The sequence below is a fragment of the Bacillus sp. JJ664 genome (genome assembly GCF_036962205.1).
Lineage (GTDB): Bacteria > Bacillota > Bacilli > Bacillales > Bacillaceae_G > Gottfriedia.
The window spans coordinates 42,173-62,005 of the sequence record NZ_JBALMS010000011.1; the positions used below are offsets into that span (position 1 = coordinate 42,173).

A 19,833-nucleotide genomic window follows, 5' to 3' on the forward strand; every position below is an offset into this window, starting at 1 on the left:
CCCTCCATCTCCGATTAGTTACGTAACGGTTTTCCTTTTACAAGCATGTGCTGCATACGAGCTTGAGACTTCATTTCAGTGATTAAGCTTAAGAACGCTTCACGCTCAATGTCTAATAGATATTGCTCATCAACTTTTGTACCGAATGGAACTTTACCACCAGCAATTACATAAGCTAATTTCTTAGCAATCGTTAAATCATGCTCACTAATATATCCAGACTGATACATAGCTTGAGCACCTAATAATAATGTTGCATAGCCTGTTTCACCAACAACAGGTACTTTCTCACGTACTGGCGCACTATAGCCAGCTTCATATAATTCAAGAACTCGTTGTTTTGCTTCATAGATTAAATGATCCGCATTAAACACTTTACGATCATTGTGATGTAAGAATCCGTTTTCAAATGCTTCTTGAGCAGATGTAGATACTTTAGCCATCGCAACTGTTTCAAATACTCGGTTTGCTAAAGTTTGTAAGTCAAACTGTACACCTTCTGGGAATTGCTTTAATTGTTTCATATAAAGCTCTTTACTACCGCCACCGCCAGGAATTAATCCTACGCCAACTTCAACTAATCCCATATAAGTCTCTGAAGATGCAACAATACTAGCAGCCGGTAAACAAATCTCTGAACCTCCACCAAGTGTCATTCCATATGGTGCTACTACTACTGGTTTATCAGAGTATTTGATTTTCATCATTGCATTTTGGAAACCTTTAACAACCATTTCAATTTCAAAGTAGTTATCATCTTGAGCTTCCATTAAAATCATTGCTAAGTTAGCACCAACACAGAAGTTCTTAGCTTGATTTCCAATTACTAACCCTTTGTAATTTTTAGATACTTCCTCAACTGCGAAGTTAATCATTTGTGTAATATCCATACCGATTGCATTGCTCTTTGTATGGAACTCTAAACAAGCAACACCATCACCAAGGTCAATTAAACTTGCACCAGAATTTTTCTTAATGATACGACCTTGTTCTTTTAAAGCACTAAGTTTAATTTCTTTCTCATTTCGATCTAATTGAACATATTCTCCATTGTGATAGAAACTAACAGCACCATTATCTTGTTTGTAGAAGCTATCATTACCGTTATCTAACAGATCCTTAACCCAACCAGGGACAGAAATGCCTTCGCTTTCCATGCGGACAACTGATTTAGATACACCAATCGCATCCCAAATCTCAAAAGGACCTAAATCCCATCCAAATCCCCATTTCATGGCTTGGTCTATTCCAACAATATTATCTGAGATCTCACCAGTTAATTGAGCAGAGTACGCTAATACTGGACTAATAATACTCCATAGGAAGTTTCCAGCTCTGTCATCAGCGTATACAAGCGCTTTCAACTTATTTGATAAACCTTTTACTTGTTTAACAGTTTCAGTAGAAACAGTCGTTAATTTTTTTCTTGCACCATATTCCAAAGTAGCTGGATCAAGTTCTAAAATTTCCTTACCTTGTTTTAAGAAAAATCCTTGACCGCTCTTACTTCCTAACCATTTACGATCTGCCATTTCCTTCATAAATTCAGGAACTTTGAATACTTCCTTTTCTTCGCCTTCTACTAAGTCATAAACATTATTTGCAACGTGGATAAATGTATCTAATCCAACTACATCTAAAGTACGGAAAGTAGCACTAGATGGACGACCGATCATCGGACCAGTAATTGAATCTACTTCACCAACACTATAACCACCTTTAAGCATCTCACGAACTGTTACAAGTAATCCGTAAGTTCCGATTCTGTTACCGATAAAGTTAGGTGTATCTTTCGCAAGTACAACCCCTTTACCTAAAACATCTTCACCAAATTTTTTCATAAATGACAGTACTTCATGAGATGTATGTTGTGTAGGAATTACTTCTAATAATTTTAAGTATCTTGGTGGATTAAAAAAGTGTGTGCCTAAGAAATGTTTTTTAAAGTCTTCAGAACAATCTTCAGACATCGCTTCAATTGAAATTCCTGATGTGTTAGAGCTTATGATTGATCCCGGTTTACGAACAGCATCAACTTTTGCTAACACTTGTTTTTTTATCGCTAAATTTTCAACTACTACCTCAATGACCCAGTCAACTTCGCTTAAACGACTCATGTCATCTTCAAAATTTCCAGCTTCAATTAAAGCTAAATTTTTCTTTGAGGCTAGAGGAGCTGGTTTTTGTTTTAATAATTTCTGAATAGCCGATTGACTAAAACGATTACGAAATTCTTTAGATTCATTAGTAAGACCTTTTGCAGTATCTTCCTCAGATAATTCTCTTGGGACAATATCAAGAAGTAATGTTGGAATACCTATATTCGCTAAGTGTGCAGCAATACCTGAACCCATCACACCCGAGCCGAGTACAGCGGCTTTTTTAATTCTTTGGATCATATGCATTTCTCCTCCTTGTTTCTTGAATGAATACTCATTCACTTTCAAGATAGAATTTCCCCATCGCAAATGAGCTCTACTTTCACTATATGCTATATTCTAATTTTTCGCAATAAACAAAAAGTTCAAATTAATAATTTTTTATTTTAGCCAACACTATTTTTACTAATAAGATTACTGTATTAGGTTAGTCTAATGAATGGAGGTGATTACTATGCGACGGAAGAGAAATCCATCTAAAGGTGGGGTCAGTGCAGCAAGTGTACAAGGAAATGCAGGCCATGGAGATCAAAAGCAGGAAAAAGGTAAACAAAGTAACAACCAGCAGTACGGACGAGAAAATATGGGTCAATAAGATACGGTTTTTTACTAAGTTTGTTTCATAGACTAGGACGATGAAACAATTAAAATAATGTTGTTTTGTTTTTGAATTTATATTAAGGTCGATTCACAAATAATCCTGTATAAAAAGAAAAAAGAGACTGTTGAATAAGGATCTCGGACAATCCTCTTTTCAGCAGTCTCTTTCAATTCATTATTTACTGAACATACCCTTTAATACGAAAGCTACGTTAGCTGGACGTTCAGCTAAACGACGCATGAAGTAACCGTACCAGTCAGTACCATAAGGCACGTAAACACGCATATTATAGCCTTCTTTAACAAGCTCTAATTGGCGTTCAACACGGATACCATATAACATTTGGAATTCGAACTGATCGTTAGGAATATTATGTTCTTTTACTAATTGCTTAGTATATTCAATCATCGCTTCATCATGAGAAGCAATTGCAGTAAAGTTACCGTTTAATAAGTGCATTTTAATGATTTTTTTGAAATTCTCATCAACGTCTTTTTTTTCTGGGAATGCAACCTCTGCTGGTTCTTTATAAGCACCCTTAACTAGACGTAGGTTAGGATTTAAACTATTTAAATCAGTGATATCGTTTTCAGTTCTGTATAAATAAGCTTGAATTACAGTACCGATATTTTCGTATTCTGATTTTAATTGTTTAAAAATACGAATCGTTTTTTCACAACGAGTAAAGTCTTCCATATCAATTGTTACAAACACATTGTGTTTTGTAGCAACTTCAAGAATTCGACGCATGTTTCCTAATACAAGCTCGTCCGAAATATCAAGACCCATTGAAGTCATCTTTAATGAAAGTTGTGAATTTAACTTATTTTTACCGATTGCTTCAATTGCTTCGATACAATGATCAGTCATTTCGTTTGCTTCTTCAACCGTATCAACGAATTCACCTAAATAATCAATTGTAACCTTTAAATCTTTTTTATTTAAATCTTTGATTACTCTAGTTGCTAAATCGATTGTTTCACCAGCAACGAAACGAGCTGCACCAAAACGAAGACCGTATTTTTTAGCCATCTTCGTTAAAAACTTATTTTTTGACATGAATAAAAAAGTATTTTTCATCAGTTGTTCCATCTCTTAACCCCCAATTTCTAAATAGTACTTCTCTCTCTATCTAATACTAATGTATCATTTAATGAATATCGTTAAAACATTTTTTTAGCAAATTGTCGAATTTTGTACAAACTATAAAACGCTTACTAAATATTATATTATCATAATTTTAGTCATCAGTCATCCATACGCCGCTCTAAATCTTATTACCTATTTTTTCTTATTTGCCATTTCTTCTCGATGTTGTTCATTTAACGTTTTGATTTCTTTAATTAAGTGAATCATTTCATCCTTCGCATCTGGATATGTTTCATTCCAATGCTTCGTCAATGGCGGCATAGATTTAGATATATATGTGTACATAATCCACTTCTCAACTTTTTCTTGTTTTTCCTCTGACCACTCTCCAAGCATTAATTCTGTATATTTTTTTATTAGCGCTTCAAATTTCTGTTCAAATTCCTTTTGCATAAAATCACCTCTCCTACATACTGCACAACTTTTTTAAAATGTTTATTCTGATACACGAAATTATATTATACATTCACAAATAATAAAAATAGATGATGCAAGTAGATCATTCATTTTTAATTACGATGACGAGCATTTCTTTTTTCACAAATTGTTCATACTTTCACAATCTTTTTATTAATATATGTCCTTATACTAGATGGTGTATTCGTCTATTAAAGCAATGTATTGGAGTGATCATCTTGGAACGAGAAAGTATACAATATTGTATAGAATTGGCTCTGAAAAAAAAGAATGTATTGGATGATAATATAAATAAATATTTAACTCGTGCAGCTTTGGCTTCTATTTACATCAGTTTTATTTTAATAGTGTGCTTAAAATTAGCAGAAGTTTTCCGCCTACAAGAATCTCAATTCACTTCTGTAGCTTATCCTTTTGTTTTCGCCACTGCACTCGTCATGATTATTTATGGTGGTGGAGAACTATTCACTAGTAATACGATGTATTTTACAATCTCTACATTAGCTAAAAAAACAAGTAAACTTGATTTAATCAAGAACTGGATTGCTTGCTACTCAGGTAATATTTTAGGTTGTTGTGTCTTCGCCATTTTGTATTACCTTACTGGATTACCAAAGGAACTTCCCTCAAATCATTTCTTAACAAATGTTGTAGATCACAAAATACACGCTTCTTTTATTCAATTGTTTTTTAAAGGTATTTTATGTAACTGGCTAGTCTGTCTTGCATGTTTTTTACCAACCAGATTAAAAGATGATACTGCAAAAATACTCATGATTTTCTTATTAGTATTTGCTTTCTTTTTTTCCGGTTATGAACATAGTGTTGCAAATATTGCCGTCTTTACTTTAGCATCAATTATGCCTCATGATATAGCTTTTACTTTTAGTAATGTTTTACACAATTTAATTCCTGTTACATTAGGTAATATTGTTGGTGGTTCTGTCGGTGTAGGCGTTAGTTATTATTATTTAAACAGTCGTAAACATATTAGTCCTAAAAAATTAAAACAAATTTCATGATTTTTTGACTAAACCTGTCTTAAAACTAACTAGACAGGTTTTTTCGTGCAAATCTATATTTAATATGGTAATAATGTGATTATATATGAAAAATTTACCTTTTTTGGTGGTGACAAATTTGAAATACAATAAATTCGTTTATTTTATCATGATCAGTTCATTTTTGTGTTTTTTACTTCTAACATATGGATTTATAAAAGGTGCATACACTGTTTTAAATCCTCAGAAAAGCAAGCTAATCGTTAGCCAAGAGAATAGCAAAGAACAAAGTATTAATAAGAAAGATTCGATAATGATTGTTTCATTAGGCGATTCGATTACTCGTGGAGTTGGTGATGATGAAGGACAAGGTTATGTAAGAAGAGTGAAAGAAACACTTGAAAAAGACTACAAGCAATCCTCAACAATCTCTAATTTGGCAGTAAGTGGGGCAAAAACATCAGATTTAGTTGCTCAACTTAATAATAAAAGCGTACAAGAAGCAATTCGTACTGCTGACACAATTATGTTATCAATTGGCGGTAATGACTTATTTCCTGGAGCAGATCAACTAAACCAGCAATTCTTAAAATCATATCGACCTGACGAAAAAACATTTCAAAAAAATCTTCAAACGATCTTTCAACAAATACGGAAACAAAATCAGTCTGCTCCTATTTATGCTTTAGGTTATTACAACCCTTTCCATAATGTAGAAGGCCTAGATGCCTCTTCAAGCTTTGTTTCAAAATGGAATGAAATATTAGAACAGACAGTACTTCATCTTGATAATGCATATGTAATTCCTACTTTCGATTTATTTTATAACGAAGAAGAAAAATATTTATACACTGATCACTTCCATCCAAACAAAGCCGGATACATTGAGATGGCCAATCGCTTATCTAAAAAAATAGGAAGCCAGCTTCGAGGTGATAAAGATGAATAAAGTATTAAAAGTAGAAAATGTTTCAAAAATCATAAAAGGCAAAGTACTAGTAGACCAAATTTCATTCGAAGTAAACGAAGGAGAGGTCTTTGGATTTTTAGGTCCAAACGGAGCTGGTAAAACAACCACAATTCGAATGTTAGTTGGGTTAATTTCTCCAACAAAAGGAAAGATTGAGGTTGCTGGCTATCAAATCAAAACTCACTTCAAACAGGCAATGGAGGAAATTGGTTGTATTGTTGAAAATCCTGAGCTTTACGGATACTTAACTGGATGGGAAAATCTAGTACAGTTCGCTAGGATGTTACATATTACAGACGAACTTAAAATAAACGAAGTAGTAAAACTAGTAAAATTAGATGAAAGAATTCATGAAAAGGTAAGAAATTATTCCCTTGGTATGAAGCAAAGACTTGGAATCGCTCAAGCTTTACTGGGAGATCCAAAGCTACTTATTCTAGACGAACCAACAAATGGTTTAGACCCGGCTGGCATACGTGAATTAAGAGAATTTATACATATGCTTGTAAAACAACATCATATCAGTGTGTTTATTTCAAGCCATCTACTAAGTGAAATTGAAATGATATGTGACCGAGTAGGCATTATCAATAAAGGAAAAATGGTCAGAGTATCTACAGTAAAGGAACTTGTAGAAGAAGCTGCAGAGCGAGTTGAATGGAAAGTTTCACCTCTAAGTAGCGCACAAGAATTACTGACAAAGGATCCCTCAATTCAAGACATTGTTCAAAAAGATGATGTGATACAATGTCGCATGTCACCTGAAAAAATCCATGATTATATTCAGCTTTTTATGAATGAATCAATGCAAGTAAACGGCGTTCGTACAATGTCCGTTACATTAGAAGATTTATTTATGGAAATGACGGGAGGCGAAGCACTTGGCTGAATTAATAAGACTCGTCTTTAATGAAATTGAAAAAATGGTACGTAAAAAAAGAATACTAGTCATTTTTCTGATTCTATCTGTCTTAATTCCGATTTTTGTCTATGCTCAGCTACAGCAAACGCAAGAAACTGTTAAGCGATTGGGGACTGATGATTGGAAGGTTGCTCTCCAACAAAAAATAGTTGATCAACAAAATCGCTTGAATTCATCAGGTATTCCCGAAGAATGGAAAAGCTGGTTAAAAGTGCAAATTGATCAAGAACAATACTACTTAGATAATAATATTAATCCTACAACACCTGGTGCTCCGACATTCATTCGTGAGCTAATTGAACAAAGTATCGGTTGGTTACTACTACCTTTACTCGTAATGGTCATTACAATTGATATTGTCTCGGGTGAAAGAAGTGATGGGACAATCAAACTGTTACTCACTAGGCCCGTTAAGCGATGGAAGGTTTTATTAAGTAAATGTCTTTCAATTTATTTATTAATTTCATTTCTAATCGTTCTATACGGTTTGATGGCTTTTCTCGTTTCTGGATTAGTATTTAGCTTTAAGGGATGGACTGTTCCTGTATTGACTGGATTTATTATTAAAAATAACAATTTAATAACTGATTCAGTTCAACTCATACCTCAATGGAAATATGTCATTATGGCATTTGGACTAGCATGGTTTGTCTGTATCATTATTGGAACATTATCGTTTATGGTTTCTGTACTTGTACGAACGACACCAGCGGCGATGGGGATTATGCTAGCAGCTTTAATTACAGGAAGTGTTTTGAGTGGACTTGCAACATCATGGTCTGGTGCTAAATACTTCTTTAGTGTAAACCTTGGTCTAACTGATTATTTACAAGGGCAATTACCTTCAATAGAAGGACTTAATATGCAATTCTCTCTTATCAATCTATCAGTTTGGGGATTAGCTGCTTTAATCATTGCATTCATCACGTTTATTAAACAAGATATGTTAGGGTAAGAAAGCAAGCGTTTGTCAGACAGTCTGAGGTGACACGATTAGGTGTCACCTTTTCTAATCCTCATCCTAATCGTCACCTAAATTTACTCTTAGGTTCCACATGAATATGTGTATATTGAATACTATGTTGCTCATGTAGAATCATTTCGATTTGATCAGTAATGCCATGACTTTTCTTTACATCGATTCCACCATCGACTTCTATGACAACATCAGCAATTGTTGTATTCCCATACATCCTTGCTCTTAAATCGACTACTTTATATACACCTGGTACTTTTTCCACCGTTTCAGTAAACAGCACCATTTCATCTGGATCAAAACCATCGGTTAATGAATGGGAAGCTTCATAAAAAATCTCCCAAGCCGTTTTGCATATGATTCCACCGACGATGATTGCCACAATTGGATCGATAATTGGATAGCCAAAAGATGCTCCTAATACACCTATTGTCGTCCCAAAGCTAACTAGTGCATCAGATAAATTATCTTTCGCAGACGCTTCAAGTCCTTTACTTTTGGTTTTTTTAGCGATTTTATTATTATAAAAATAAATTCCAATCATAAAAATTCCAGAAGCAAAAGCAACAATTGCCGCCATACTATTCGGCGTTTCGAATTCTCCCTTTATTAAAAGTCTTGTATTTTCAATCATGACTTGTAAACCTACCGACATCATGATGAAGGAAGCTATTAAAGTAGCAATTTGCTCCGCTCTTGAATGACCATATGGATGATCCAAATCCCTCGGCTTTCTAGCAATTTTTATCCCAATAAACACTGCTAATGATGCACCGATATCCGTCACATTGTTAAGACCATCTGCAAGTAACGCACTAGAATTTGTTCTAAAACTAACAATAACTTTAATAGCAGCTAGAATTAAATAAGCTAGAATACTTAAAAAAGCTGCCGTATCTAGTTGTTTTTGAAGACTTTTATCCATCTAAACACTCCGCTCTACTTTGAAACTTGCATCTCAATTTTTCTCATTCATTTATCATTCCCATAAATGCGTGTTTCCATCGTTTACTAAGTAGAAAAAATAAAACCAGACCTATGTACTATACACATAGAATCTGGTTTGTTTCGTTCATAAAGATAATTGAAGTTAATTTATTATAGTGGTTTTGGGTTATAGCTAGATCCAGTTAAATCCGTTAAATCACAAACTGCTTGCCATAACTCAGGATAAAATTCAAATCGAACTGCACGCTCTAATGCTTCAGCAGGTACACCTTTTAAGCTCTTCGTATTCATTCCAATCATTCTTCTAACAAGCTGGATATGCAGTCTTCGGAAACTTTGGAAGCTTTCATCAAAGGCAGTCAGTTCTTGCATCAGCTGGAATAATTCAAAATGAGTCGCCGAACTTTGATGTAATTGAACTGGTGTAAGTAAGTTTTCATTAAGTAAATCTACAAAAGGCTGCCAAAGCGTTGGTCCCAATTTTAAGATTTCATTAAATCCAGGTGAATCCTGACCGCTACCTCTTCCTAATGCTAGACGAATGATATGGTAATCACTTGGACTTACAGCCTTCACCATATCAAAAACTGCTGGTAAATGTTTTAGGTGATTATTAATTCGACCAAGATGATGGATCGCTCTAGTTACTTCCTTTGCACGCATATGTTGATCTACAGCATGAATTGATTGAATGATTAATTTAAAATGCAACTCAGCAATTTGATGGATCGTTTGAAATGTTAATTCATCAGGACAAAATAATTCAGTGTCTGGCTTTTGTAAACTTAATAACTCTTCAGTTCGGATGTATTTCTCATAATCAGTTAGTTTCTTTTGCTCTTGTGTCATTTTCATATCCCCCTAAACGTATTTACGTAAAACTGCACGAACTGGACTTCCGTCTGCATCGGTTAATGGTAAAGGTAAAGCGATAAGCTCATATTCACCTTCACTAACACTTCGTAAGTCAATAGACTCTAATATATGTACTCCATTTTCATGTAGCGCATGATGTGCAACTAATTCCTTACTATCAAGTGGATCTACTGATGGTACATCTATCCCCAATAATTTAATTCCATTTTCTTTTAAAAATTCTGCTACGTCTTTTTCGATATGAGGTATTCTTTCCGGGAAAGCGTTATCATTTTTCCATGAATTTGTTTTAATTAATAAACGTTTTACCCCATTTAAAGAAAATGTCTCTAAATCTACTTTTTTAATACTTTCAACATCTAGTAATTCAATAACTCTCGCTTCACCTACATAAAGATTTGGATTTAGGTCGATAACCTTTTTACCATTTCCATCAAAATGAAACGGCGCGTCGATATGTGTTCCTGTATGTGTACTTAATGTTAATTTACCAACATTCACTGAACCACTTTCCTCTTTAGTCCAGCTCAGTTCAAATGAGAAATTAGTATCACCTGGCCATACAGGCATTCCGTTTTGTAATCTTCTTGAGATATCAATTAAAGACATTTCATACAACTCCTAAGCAATAATTTCTCGTTCATTTTGGAATTGTTCATATTGCTTTTCCACCATGATTTTCTTTAATATTTGTACACTATTCCAAATATCAACATATGAAGTATAGAATGCAATTGGAGCTAGTCTAATTACGTTTGGTGCACGAAAATCTGGAACAATTCCGTTCAATTTTAATGCTTTACAAATTCTTGCCGCGTCCTCGTGCTCAAGACAAACATGACCACCACGAGAATCATCATCGAGTGGATTTCCAATCGTAAAGTCAAACTCACTTAATTCCTCGTTAATTAAGTTCATTAAATAAGCTGTACTTTGTAATGATTTTACTCGAACTCTTTCAATTGTCACTTCATTAAATAGTTCAAGTGAGCCCGCTAAAGGCGCCATACTTAAAATATGTGGCGTTCCAATTTGATAAGCGCCAACTGTTTGAGAAGGTGAAAACTCATGCTTCATATCAAACTGCTTTTCCTTATCTGAACCAAACCAACCAGTCAATCCAGGCATTTTCCCTAAATGTTTTTCATGTACAAATAAACTTCCAACCCCGCCTGGGCCACTGTTTAAATATTTATAATTACACCAATATGCAAAATCTACATCCCAATCATGAAACTGATGTGGGATTGCGCCGACTGAATGACAGCCATCAAAACCAATCAATATTCCACGGTCATGAGCTGCTTTTGTTAAGCGCTCTATATCAAGCAATTGACCACTTCGATATAAAACAGTTGGCAAAATGATTAACGCCACTTCTTCAGTCATCTCATTGATAATATCTTCTTCATTAATTGTTCTTCCATCACGGCTCTTCACTTGAAGTAAATGTGTTTCCGGATCGAAACCTTTTAACTTTAATTGACTTTGAATCGCATAAATATCAGATGGAAAATTTAATTCATCAGCTAATATCTTCGTTTTATTCCCAATTGGTTGATAAAAAGTTGCAATCAATTGATGTAGATTTGTAGTCGTAGAACCTGTTACGATTACTTCATCTTCTTTAGCGCCAACTAAAGGTCCACTTAAAGCACCTAGTTTTTCTGCAAAATAATACCAAGGGTGCTCCCCTTGCATCCAGCCATCAATGGCTAAATTTTTCCAAGAAGCTAGTAAATCTAGTAAACTTTGCTCTGCTCTTCTTGAAAGAAGACCAAGAGAATTTCCATCTAAGTAAATTGTATTAGGTTGTAGATAAAATTCATTACGATAGTTAGCTAAAGAATCTTTTTGATCTAGAATCTCAGCAAATTCTTTTGTTGCTTGAAACATCCTCTTTACCTCCTAACAATTAAATGCCTTATATATTAAAGGTATTGTAGTTTGATAACTGATGTCAATATTTTCTGAATATAATTTCTAATAAAAAAATAATGTCTAGAACTCTCTGTGTATTCACAACAGTTCTAGACATCTTCATACAAAATAATATTTGTTACCAGATCATCTTACACATGTAAATCGCGCTTATTATAAAATAAGAAGGTGACAAAAGTTAATGCGATGATCAAAACGAATGAAATTGTGACAAATACTATATCAAATCCTCCACCATACATGATATTTTTCGCTTCAAAATATTTAAATGGTGACAGGTATTTCAAAATGTCTATTTTTTCATTCAAGTCAATTGCAATCGATAAAATAAATGTTAATAAGAGAATTCCAGTAGAGTATGAGGCTGCCTTTTTAGTATTTTTACTTACTGCCGCAATCGCAGTACCAATGACTAAAAATAATAATTGTAAAATAAACATTCCAACCATTACGATGGCAATATCCCCATTCACTTGTTCACCATTACTATATTTCCCAACAAACAGAATGCTTGAAATCCAAGAAACAACATTAAAGATTAATACATTCATTAGAGCACTTAACAATTTATACAATATTACACTTGTTCTAGAGGTTGGTTTTACAAAAATAAATTCTGCAGTTTTATCTCGTTCCTCTTTTGCAATGATACTAGCTCCTAGCATGGCCGCGTGAATGGTTGCCATTAAAAATAAATAGAGTACTAGTATTCCAAAATAACCACTCGCTTTTGATAAATCAAAAGCACCCGAGCCTACAATCGCTTGAAATGATTTTGGCATTTCAGCAAACAATTCATTTATTTCACCATTAGCTGCTGTAGCTTTATATTTTGCCATTCCACTCGCTAATAAGAAAATAATTCCAATACTCCAAAAGATAATAGATTTTCGATAAGCCTTCATTTCTCTAAGAAATATATTCATGTCTACCCTTCCTTTTAAGATCATTTATACCGCGTGTACATCTTTTTTCGTATAAATGAGATAACTGACAATGATTGAAACAACTATGATTACGACCGTAACAATTAAATATGCTAATTCAAACTTTGAATGAGCGATAATATACTTTGTATCAAAATATTTAAATGGTGATAAATAACGTTTTGCCTGATTGCTATCACTAGAAACAACCATGCCGATTACAAAAAAAGCGAATACTGTGCCTAGCGAAACTGAAAGTACTGCTTTAATTTTAGAAAAGATAACTGATATTAAAATACCCAATGTCAAAAAAATGAATTGAAGAAAGAATAAAGTGATTGATACTAAAAATAATAGTTTACTACTAAAAGCTGCTTCCGAAACTTGCCCCGCCATTAAATAAACTGTTGCGAAGTAAAATACATTCGTAATAACTAACGAAGTAATCCCCGCTAATAGTTTTGACGTTAATACCTTCGTTCGGGTAACTGGCTTTGTTAGAAGAAAATCTGCTGTCTTTTCACGAATTTCCTTTGAAACAATTGATGTTCCTAATACCATTGCTTGAATTGATCCACAAAGGGAGATATATAAAAAGATATAAGAATAGAATCCTAGAATCGTTCCAAAACTTTCAAGCTCAAGTCCAAGTGCTTTTCTTACTCCTTCTGGATATCCCTCCAACACTTTTGAAAATTCCAAGTAATCATTAGAAATTGAAGGAAACATTAATAAAAAGAAGATGACAGTCCCCATTAAAGAACAGGTCCAAATAATCGTGGATTTCCGATAAGCTTTTAATTCATGTAAAAATATATTCATAGCTTAATCGTTCTCCTTTTCATAATAATGCATAAATATTTCCTCTAGATCTGGCTCCTCTATCCATAGATTGCTAATATCTATTTCAGCTATTTTTTTCAACACTGAATTTATATTTCCTTTGAATAAAAAGCTCACTTCATTACCTTTCACTTCAAGATTATTTACACCTAACATTTGAAAGAAATTCTGATCGACTATATCAGCAGTTTCAATTTTGAAACGCTTATAATTGTTTTCTTTTAATGTACTAATCTTTTCAACCGTTACGACTTTACCTTCTTTTATAATAGCAACTCGATTACATAATCGCTGAACCTCACTTAAAATATGAGATGAAAATAATATCGTCGCACCTTTTTTATTTTCTTCTTCTAGTAGTTCAAAAAATCTTTGTTGCATAAGTGGATCTAATCCGCTTGTTGGTTCATCTAAAATAATTAGTTTAGGCTCATGTAAGAGTCCCTGAACGATTCCCACTTTTTTCTTATTCCCTAAAGATAAATCATCAATTTTCTTTGTTAAGTCTAAATCCATTATCTCCGCAAGTTCTTTTATCCTTTTTGTGCAGTCTTTTTTATAAAAGCTAGCTGAATATTTTAATAGGTCAATCACCTTCATATTGTCATAATAAAAAACTTCCGATGGTAAATAACCAATTTCTTTTTTAATTTCTGGGGCAAACTCAATACAATCCTTCCCAAAGATTTTAGCACTACCACTCGTTGGGTATATTAGGGATAGTAATGTTCGAATCGTCGTTGACTTTCCAGCACCATTTGGTCCAATGAAGCCAAAAATTTCTCCCTCTTCTATGGAAAAACTAATATCTGTAATCCCTCTTGAATTCCCGTAAACTTTGGTTAGATTGTTAATTTCAATCGCATGCATTGTTGCGCCTCCCGCATTGTTTTGTAATATTCTACACTTAATATTACAAAATCAGTATATACCTCTTTTTCTAAAATGAGAATACTTTTTGAAATAATTTTTATAGAATATTTCAAAACATGATACAATAGTAATAGCTATAATTGGAGGTAAACATTTTGGACGGCTATCAAAAAAGAACACAACTAAAAATGGAAAATATTGAACTAAGTACAATAAAATTATTATCTCTACCAATCAATGATATAAAGATTATGGATATTGCAAAATTGGCAAACGTATCACAAGTAACGATTTATAACTATTATGGAAGTAAGGAAGCATTATTAAAAGCGGCATTTCTAAGATTGATGGACCAGCAATATGAGGAATATAAAAAGCTTCTTTCAAGTGATAAAGCATTTGAAGAAAAGATAAAAGAGATGCTATTAAGAAAGAAAGATGGAATAGATATAGTCAATCTCGAAACATTTACGTCCCTAATTCAAAAGGATGAGGAGCTTCATGCCATTGTATTAGACTTTTCGATGAACAAATCTTTTAAGTTATTACTTGCACTAATCGACGAAGGGCGTACATTAGGTGTCATTCGAAATGAATTCAGTCCGAAAACCCTGCAAATTTATATTCAAGTACTTAGTCAGGCCTTTATGAACATGGATGCGACAACATCTCAATACATTCAGCAAAAAGAAGTAATCGATGAAATTATGAACTTATTCCTATACGGAATGTTAAAACAGGAATCTTAATAAACAGAGGAATAAATGAAGTGGAATGATTGTAGAAGGCAGAGGATTTTTCAGTAAATAGTAACGTAGTGGTGTACGAAAAATATGAACAGTACATTTTCTTTAATAGTATATCTTTTTATAAATTGGAAAAAAGGGTCTCTTAGAACCCTTTGATTAACACACAATGATTGTAACGCAAGGTGCTCGACTCCTGTGGGAGATGCGGGACAGGTGAGACCCCACAGGAGCGATAGCGACGAGGAGGCTCAGCGCACGCCCCACGGAAAGCGAGCATCCTGGAGTGGAAATCAACACATTTATCTTATTAAAAATAAAGAGGACCAAATCATATGGATTTGGTCCTTTAAATCATTTTCTAATTTTTCGTGCACTTAAACCGAACTCTATATATTCAAATATCACCTGTTTTTTAAATTCACACCACATCTCTCTTTTTAAACACTTCGCCCGCACCAATGAGAAACAGTGCCGTATAGAATATTAACATAAAAATTGAAAATCCGATGTGCATGTCATTTACGATATTAATCCCTTGTGCATACACGGTTAAGTCTGTGTGCATAAATGGTAAATACTTAGACCAGCTTATTGAGCTTAAAAGTGCTGCGATCGGATCTGAAGTTGCGAATAAGATGATGCTAATAAGTAAAGAAATACTACTCGATTTTAAAATTGTTGAAAAGAAATAAGCAATTGATACGAATAGTAGGAATGGTAATAAATTTATTAAATAATTATATACTAGACTCGATAGAACGCTTTGTTCTATTACTTGATGATTAGTATAAATTAAAACAGGTTGTGCGCTAAAATCAAAACCATTTATAACGCATCCAACGACAAAGGAGTAAATTAAGATTGCTAATGAAAAAATGAAATACAATAATGAAAGACTTGTAAATTTCGCATAATAGATCATTCTTCTTGTCGAAGGTTTAACTAATAGGAAATTAATTGTTTTCCATTGATGCTCTTTTGACATCATATTACTTGCAAAATATAGTAATAGAATACCGATAAAGCTCGTGATAGACGCACCTTTATTCATAAAGTCTATAACTGAATGTTGTTCATAAGGTGAGATATTATGCTGAAGCCGGTAATTATTTAACGCAAGTTTCTCTAGTTGCTGGTCGGCAGGTTCTGAGATATCTGCAGATTTTAGCTCCTTTTCAATATTTTCATTATCTATCCTTTTTTCTTCTTTCCAATTAGCCTCTTTAGTAGCACCTAATTCCTTTCCAACAAATTCCCATCTTCCAAGTACAATGATTGGAATTAAAATGAGCACTAAGGATATGATAAATGACTTTTGAACAAAAATTTTACGACATTCATTACCAATTAAACGAATAAAATTACTCAATGACATTCCCTCCTGTCAATTGAATGAACAAGTCCTCTAAACTCTCTTTTTTCCGTGAAATATAGAATACTTCTATTCCTGCCGATACTAACTCTTTATTTAAACTAGGGATTTTTTCTTCTTCAATTTCAAAAATAATCGTACGATCGTTAATAATTTCAAATTTATAATCTTTTTGCTGTAATAAAGTTTCTATATCAGTTGTTTGATTAACGATAATCTCGATTACTAGTCCCCCACGTGCTTTTTCATTCATATCGATTGCTTCAACGAATTGACCATTTTGGATAATGATTGCTCGATCACAAATTAATTCAATTTCTGAAAGTAAATGACTCGATAACAAGATCGCAGTATCTTCTACTTCAGCTATTCTTTTTAAATAATCACGTATTTCTCTTACACCTGCAGGATCCAGACCATTCGTAGGCTCGTCCAAAATTAAGATAGCTGGATTATGTAACAATGCTTGCGCAATCCCTAACCTTTGCTTCATTCCTAACGAATACGTTGAAAACTTTTTATGAATCGCACTAGAAAGTCCAAGTAAATCGATCACTTCCAACACACGATCCTTTGTTACACCTTCAAGCATACGTGAAAAATACATTAAATTTTTAAACCCACTATAGAATGGATAAAATGCTGGCGTTTCAATCATTGCACCAACATGCTTTATAGACTCCCTAAAGTTTTGATTAATGGAATTCCCCTTGATGTAAATCTCTCCATCGGATAAACTCATTAATCCAACGATCATACGCATAGTCGTTGTTTTACCAGATCCATTCGGTCCTAGTAACCCTAAAACCTCACCCTTACATAATTCAAAGCTAATGTCCTTTATGATTTCTTTATTCTTTATTGTTTTTTTTACATGACAAAGCTCAAGAACAACTTCTTGTTTCATTTAACTTCCTCCTACAATTTATCATCAGCACATTCATACTTGTAATGATCAGTAGTAAAAATGATTCTTCTCTTTCAATTCTACTTAAATAATGCTATCCTCAAGATGGAATTGAAAGGAGAACTTTATGAAAAGAATACCATATTACTTAGTATTTGGTTCATTTATTCCTTACTTATTAATATTCGCATTACCATTTTTACCTGTTTCCGGCGGTGTAAAAGCTGGTCTCATTCCAATTTTAGTGATTCTTGGTGAAGTAATGTTTTGGATTGGTGGAATATTAGTTGGCAAAGAAGCCATGGCTGCTTATCGAAAAAAATTCAATCCAGCAAAATGGTTTAAAAATAAAAATAGAACTGAAAAGAACGAAAACTAAATGGCCCATTGGGAAGAGAACAAAGTCTCTACCTAATGAGCCATTTTTGTATAATCTATTATTTACTGTCTAATTGCTTCCACTTATTTTGCATAACAGGTGCAGTGAAATTTTTCATTAAATCTAATAATTCAGCTGCATCATCAGATACGACGAACAATGATAATGTATTTTCATTCATGAATCCTTCTTTAACAGCATGGTTTAGTAAATTTAAAACTGGCGTAAAGAATTCATCTACATTTAATAATCCAATCGGCTTATTATGAATGCCAATTTGCGCCCAACAGATGATTTCAAACAGCTCATCAAACGTACCAATTCCACCTGGTAAAGCAATAAATCCATCTGATAATTCATTCATTAATGCTTTACGTTCATGCATAGACTCAGTTTCAATAAATTCAGATAAGCCTTGATGTGCAATTTCACCGCGAAATAATCCGCTTGGCATAATCCCAATCGCATTACCACCTTGTTTAAGAACCTCGTTTGCAATCTCTGCCATAATCCCTAATTTAGAACCACCATATATTAAATCTATATTTTCTTTAGCAAATAATCTACCTAGTTTTATAGCTTCTAAACGATAAGAGTCTCTGTTTCCAAGATTAGAACCTGCATACACACAAATTTTTCTCATACATTATCACTTCCTTTGATGTATTTTACTTTATTTTATCATATGTTTCGATTAGGATTGTAAAGATAGAGTTAACAACCTGTTTAGGAGTTGAGTTTAATGAAATTAGGAACCATCGGAACAAGCTGGATTACAGAAAGTTTTATTGAGGCATCAAAAGATAGTAAACTTCTTACTTTAGCAGCTGTTTATTCAAGAAATGAAGACTCTGCACAAGCATTTGCAAAGAAACATGAAGCAAGTACATACTTTACAAATATAGAGGAAATGGCAAAAAGTACAAGGATTGAAGTAGTCTATATTGCATCACCTAATTCATTACATTACGAACAAACTATCATGTTTTTAAAAAATAAAAAACATGTTATCTGTGAAAAACCAATTTTTTCTACAACAAAAGAATTAAATCATGCCTACCAGGTTGCTGAAGAAAATGGCGTTTACTTATTTGAAGCAATTCGAAACTACCATTCTCCAAACTTTACAGTATTAAAAGAAAATCTACATAAAATAGGTCAGATAAGAAGTGCTAATCTTCATTATCTACAATATTCATCTCGTTACGATTCATTCTTAAGAGGAGAAAATCCAAATGTATTTTCACCTGAATTTTCTGGTGGAGCACTAGTGGATCTTGGTGTATATCCTCTTTATGTAGCGATTGGATTATTCGGCCAACCTACTAGTGTCGATTACACTCCTGTAAAATTAAGAAATGGTATTGATGGTAGTGGAACTTTAGTGTTGAATTATAAGGATTTCATTTGTAGTATTCAATGCTCTAAAATTTCTCAATCCTTTATTCAAAGTGAGATCACAGGTGAAGCTGGAACATTTGTTATCGATAAACCTTCACCAATTTCTAATATCACATTGATTAACAATAAAACGCAAGAAACAACATCACTAGAAGTATCTCAAGTAAATAATGATATGATTTATGAAATAAAAAATATCACAAAAATCATTCAAGATCATCTAGAAGAAGATTACAAACGTTTAAAAGAGATGAGTTCGATCGTATTAGCAATTACAGAAACTGCTCGTAAGCAAAGTGGAATTGTTTTCGGTGTAGAAAAAAATTAATTTTTTACTTACATTTACGCTGTTATTAAGCTTTTAGGAAGAACCAAAAATACCATCACCTATTAGAGATACTATATTCTCTAATAGGTGATGGT

21 protein-coding genes are annotated in these 19,833 nt (G+C 33.3%); 8 read left to right on the forward strand and 13 right to left on the reverse strand.

The window, feature by feature from the left end:
* Window positions 1–14: 14 nt before the first annotated feature.
* Entirely contained in the window at window positions 15–2,396 is a 2,382-nt protein-coding gene (locus tag V7056_RS01980) for a 3-hydroxyacyl-CoA dehydrogenase/enoyl-CoA hydratase family protein (RefSeq protein WP_499698833.1), read from the reverse strand.
* Between the two features lie 217 nt (window positions 2,397–2,613).
* On the opposite strand from V7056_RS01980, the gene V7056_RS01985 reads away from it, so the two are divergent.
* Entirely contained in the window at window positions 2,614–2,754 is a 141-nt protein-coding gene (locus V7056_RS01985; protein WP_088000615.1) for a YuzL family protein, read from the forward strand.
* 180 nt (window positions 2,755–2,934) lie between these two features.
* Here V7056_RS01985 and V7056_RS01990 read toward each other — a convergent pair whose 3' ends face one another.
* A complete protein-coding gene (locus tag V7056_RS01990) occupies window positions 2,935–3,852 on the reverse strand; it encodes a proline dehydrogenase family protein (RefSeq protein WP_499698802.1) in 918 nt (305 codons plus the stop codon).
* A 189-nt stretch (window positions 3,853–4,041) separates the two neighbouring features.
* Window positions 4,042–4,302 carry a DUF2573 family protein gene (locus V7056_RS01995; RefSeq protein WP_088000619.1) on the reverse strand — a complete coding sequence of 87 codons (261 nt, stop codon included), beginning with the start codon at window positions 4,300–4,302 and terminating at the stop codon, window positions 4,042–4,044.
* Window positions 4,303–4,544: 242 nt separating this feature from the next.
* Here V7056_RS01995 and V7056_RS02000 point away from each other — a divergent pair, with 242 nt between their 5' ends.
* From V7056_RS02000 to V7056_RS02015, 4 genes are all read left to right on the forward strand, one after another.
* Entirely contained in the window at window positions 4,545–5,348 is an 804-nt protein-coding gene (locus V7056_RS02000; protein ID WP_499698804.1) for a formate/nitrite transporter family protein, read from the forward strand.
* 118 nt (window positions 5,349–5,466) lie between these two features.
* A complete protein-coding gene (locus V7056_RS02005; RefSeq protein ID WP_499698805.1) occupies window positions 5,467–6,276 on the forward strand; it encodes a GDSL-type esterase/lipase family protein in 810 nt (269 codons plus the stop codon).
* Complete coding sequence (locus tag V7056_RS02010; protein ID WP_499698807.1) at window positions 6,269–7,186, forward strand: ABC transporter ATP-binding protein; 918 nt, start codon at window positions 6,269–6,271, stop codon at window positions 7,184–7,186. Before V7056_RS02005 ends, V7056_RS02010 begins: the two co-directional genes overlap by 8 nt.
* On the forward strand, window positions 7,179–8,174 hold the full coding sequence (locus tag V7056_RS02015; protein ID WP_499698808.1) for a DUF2705 family protein: 996 nt from the start codon (window positions 7,179–7,181) through the stop codon (window positions 8,172–8,174). Before V7056_RS02010 ends, V7056_RS02015 begins: the two co-directional genes overlap by 8 nt.
* Before the next feature lie 73 nt (window positions 8,175–8,247).
* On the opposite strand, the gene V7056_RS02020 is transcribed toward V7056_RS02015, so the two are convergent.
* The 7 genes from V7056_RS02020 to V7056_RS02050 form a co-directional block, all read right to left on the reverse strand.
* Window positions 8,248–9,120 carry a cation diffusion facilitator family transporter gene (locus V7056_RS02020; RefSeq protein ID WP_499698810.1) on the reverse strand — a complete coding sequence of 291 codons (873 nt, stop codon included), beginning with the start codon at window positions 9,118–9,120 and terminating at the stop codon, window positions 8,248–8,250.
* Window positions 9,121–9,293: 173 nt separating this feature from the next.
* The gene (locus V7056_RS02025; protein WP_499698812.1) at window positions 9,294–9,992 is read right to left on the reverse strand and encodes a tryptophan 2,3-dioxygenase family protein; all 699 of its coding nucleotides are present in this window, start codon (window positions 9,990–9,992) and stop codon (window positions 9,294–9,296) included.
* 12 nt (window positions 9,993–10,004) lie between these two features.
* On the reverse strand, window positions 10,005–10,628 hold the full coding sequence (kynB, locus tag V7056_RS02030; protein ID WP_499698814.1) for an arylformamidase: 624 nt from the start codon (window positions 10,626–10,628) through the stop codon (window positions 10,005–10,007).
* 12 nt (window positions 10,629–10,640) lie between these two features.
* Window positions 10,641–11,915: a kynureninase gene (kynU, locus tag V7056_RS02035; protein ID WP_499698816.1), complete on the reverse strand. Its 1,275-nt coding sequence runs from the start codon at window positions 11,913–11,915 to the stop codon at window positions 10,641–10,643.
* Window positions 11,916–12,091: 176 nt separating this feature from the next.
* Entirely contained in the window at window positions 12,092–12,886 is a 795-nt protein-coding gene (locus V7056_RS02040; RefSeq protein WP_499698818.1) for a DUF2705 family protein, read from the reverse strand.
* 24 nt (window positions 12,887–12,910) lie between these two features.
* The gene (locus V7056_RS02045; protein WP_499698820.1) at window positions 12,911–13,708 is read right to left on the reverse strand and encodes a DUF2705 family protein; all 798 of its coding nucleotides are present in this window, start codon (window positions 13,706–13,708) and stop codon (window positions 12,911–12,913) included.
* 3 nt (window positions 13,709–13,711) lie between these two features.
* The gene (locus V7056_RS02050) at window positions 13,712–14,599 is read right to left on the reverse strand and encodes an ABC transporter ATP-binding protein (RefSeq protein ID WP_499698822.1); all 888 of its coding nucleotides are present in this window, start codon (window positions 14,597–14,599) and stop codon (window positions 13,712–13,714) included.
* A gap of 158 nt (window positions 14,600–14,757) precedes the next feature.
* On the opposite strand from V7056_RS02050, the gene V7056_RS02055 reads away from it, so the two are divergent.
* Complete coding sequence (locus V7056_RS02055) at window positions 14,758–15,351, forward strand: TetR/AcrR family transcriptional regulator (RefSeq protein ID WP_499698823.1); 594 nt, start codon at window positions 14,758–14,760, stop codon at window positions 15,349–15,351.
* A 418-nt stretch (window positions 15,352–15,769) separates the two neighbouring features.
* Here V7056_RS02055 and V7056_RS02060 read toward each other — a convergent pair whose 3' ends face one another.
* Together V7056_RS02060 and V7056_RS02065 are read right to left on the reverse strand one after the other, a co-directional pair.
* Window positions 15,770–16,720 carry an ABC transporter permease gene (locus V7056_RS02060; RefSeq protein ID WP_499698825.1) on the reverse strand — a complete coding sequence of 317 codons (951 nt, stop codon included), beginning with the start codon at window positions 16,718–16,720 and terminating at the stop codon, window positions 15,770–15,772.
* On the reverse strand, window positions 16,713–17,630 hold the full coding sequence (locus tag V7056_RS02065; protein ID WP_499698827.1) for an ABC transporter ATP-binding protein: 918 nt from the start codon (window positions 17,628–17,630) through the stop codon (window positions 16,713–16,715). Before V7056_RS02065 ends, V7056_RS02060 begins: the two co-directional genes overlap by 8 nt.
* Before the next feature lie 127 nt (window positions 17,631–17,757).
* Between V7056_RS02065 and V7056_RS02070 the strand changes: the two genes are divergently transcribed.
* The gene (locus V7056_RS02070; RefSeq protein ID WP_088000647.1) at window positions 17,758–18,009 is read left to right on the forward strand and encodes a transporter suffix domain-containing protein; all 252 of its coding nucleotides are present in this window, start codon (window positions 17,758–17,760) and stop codon (window positions 18,007–18,009) included.
* A 58-nt stretch (window positions 18,010–18,067) separates the two neighbouring features.
* Here the strand turns inward: V7056_RS02070 and V7056_RS02075 are convergent, their stop codons facing one another.
* Window positions 18,068–18,652 carry an LOG family protein gene (locus tag V7056_RS02075; RefSeq protein ID WP_499698829.1) on the reverse strand — a complete coding sequence of 195 codons (585 nt, stop codon included), beginning with the start codon at window positions 18,650–18,652 and terminating at the stop codon, window positions 18,068–18,070.
* A 99-nt stretch (window positions 18,653–18,751) separates the two neighbouring features.
* Here V7056_RS02075 and V7056_RS02080 point away from each other — a divergent pair, with 99 nt between their 5' ends.
* Window positions 18,752–19,738, forward strand: coding sequence for a Gfo/Idh/MocA family protein (locus tag V7056_RS02080; RefSeq protein WP_499698831.1), 987 nt, complete (start codon window positions 18,752–18,754; stop codon window positions 19,736–19,738).
* The last annotated feature ends 95 nt before the right edge of the window (window positions 19,739–19,833 follow it).

Coding starts and splice junctions, on each gene's coding strand:
- kynB (WP_499698814.1), bottom strand. CDS start 10,628: ATGTCTTTAATTGATATCTCAAGAAGATTACAAAACGGAATGCCTGTA.
- V7056_RS02040 (WP_499698818.1), bottom strand. CDS start 12,886: ATGAATATATTTCTTAGAGAAATGAAGGCTTATCGAAAATCTATTATC.
- V7056_RS02045 (WP_499698820.1), bottom strand. CDS start 13,708: ATGAATATATTTTTACATGAATTAAAAGCTTATCGGAAATCCACGATT.
- V7056_RS01990 (WP_499698802.1), bottom strand. CDS start 3,852: ATGGAACAACTGATGAAAAATACTTTTTTATTCATGTCAAAAAATAAG.
- V7056_RS01995 (WP_088000619.1), bottom strand. CDS start 4,302: ATGCAAAAGGAATTTGAACAGAAATTTGAAGCGCTAATAAAAAAATAT.
- V7056_RS02050 (WP_499698822.1), bottom strand. CDS start 14,599: ATGCATGCGATTGAAATTAACAATCTAACCAAAGTTTACGGGAATTCA.
- V7056_RS02010 (WP_499698807.1), top strand. CDS start 6,269: ATGAATAAAGTATTAAAAGTAGAAAATGTTTCAAAAATCATAAAAGGC.
- V7056_RS01985 (WP_088000615.1), top strand. CDS start 2,614: ATGCGACGGAAGAGAAATCCATCTAAAGGTGGGGTCAGTGCAGCAAGT.
- V7056_RS02025 (WP_499698812.1), bottom strand. CDS start 9,992: ATGACACAAGAGCAAAAGAAACTAACTGATTATGAGAAATACATCCGA.
- kynU (WP_499698816.1), bottom strand. CDS start 11,915: ATGTTTCAAGCAACAAAAGAATTTGCTGAGATTCTAGATCAAAAAGAT.
- V7056_RS02070 (WP_088000647.1), top strand. CDS start 17,758: ATGAAAAGAATACCATATTACTTAGTATTTGGTTCATTTATTCCTTAC.
- V7056_RS02075 (WP_499698829.1), bottom strand. CDS start 18,652: ATGAGAAAAATTTGTGTGTATGCAGGTTCTAATCTTGGAAACAGAGAC.
- V7056_RS02080 (WP_499698831.1), top strand. CDS start 18,752: ATGAAATTAGGAACCATCGGAACAAGCTGGATTACAGAAAGTTTTATT.
- V7056_RS02020 (WP_499698810.1), bottom strand. CDS start 9,120: ATGGATAAAAGTCTTCAAAAACAACTAGATACGGCAGCTTTTTTAAGT.
- V7056_RS02065 (WP_499698827.1), bottom strand. CDS start 17,630: ATGAAACAAGAAGTTGTTCTTGAGCTTTGTCATGTAAAAAAAACAATA.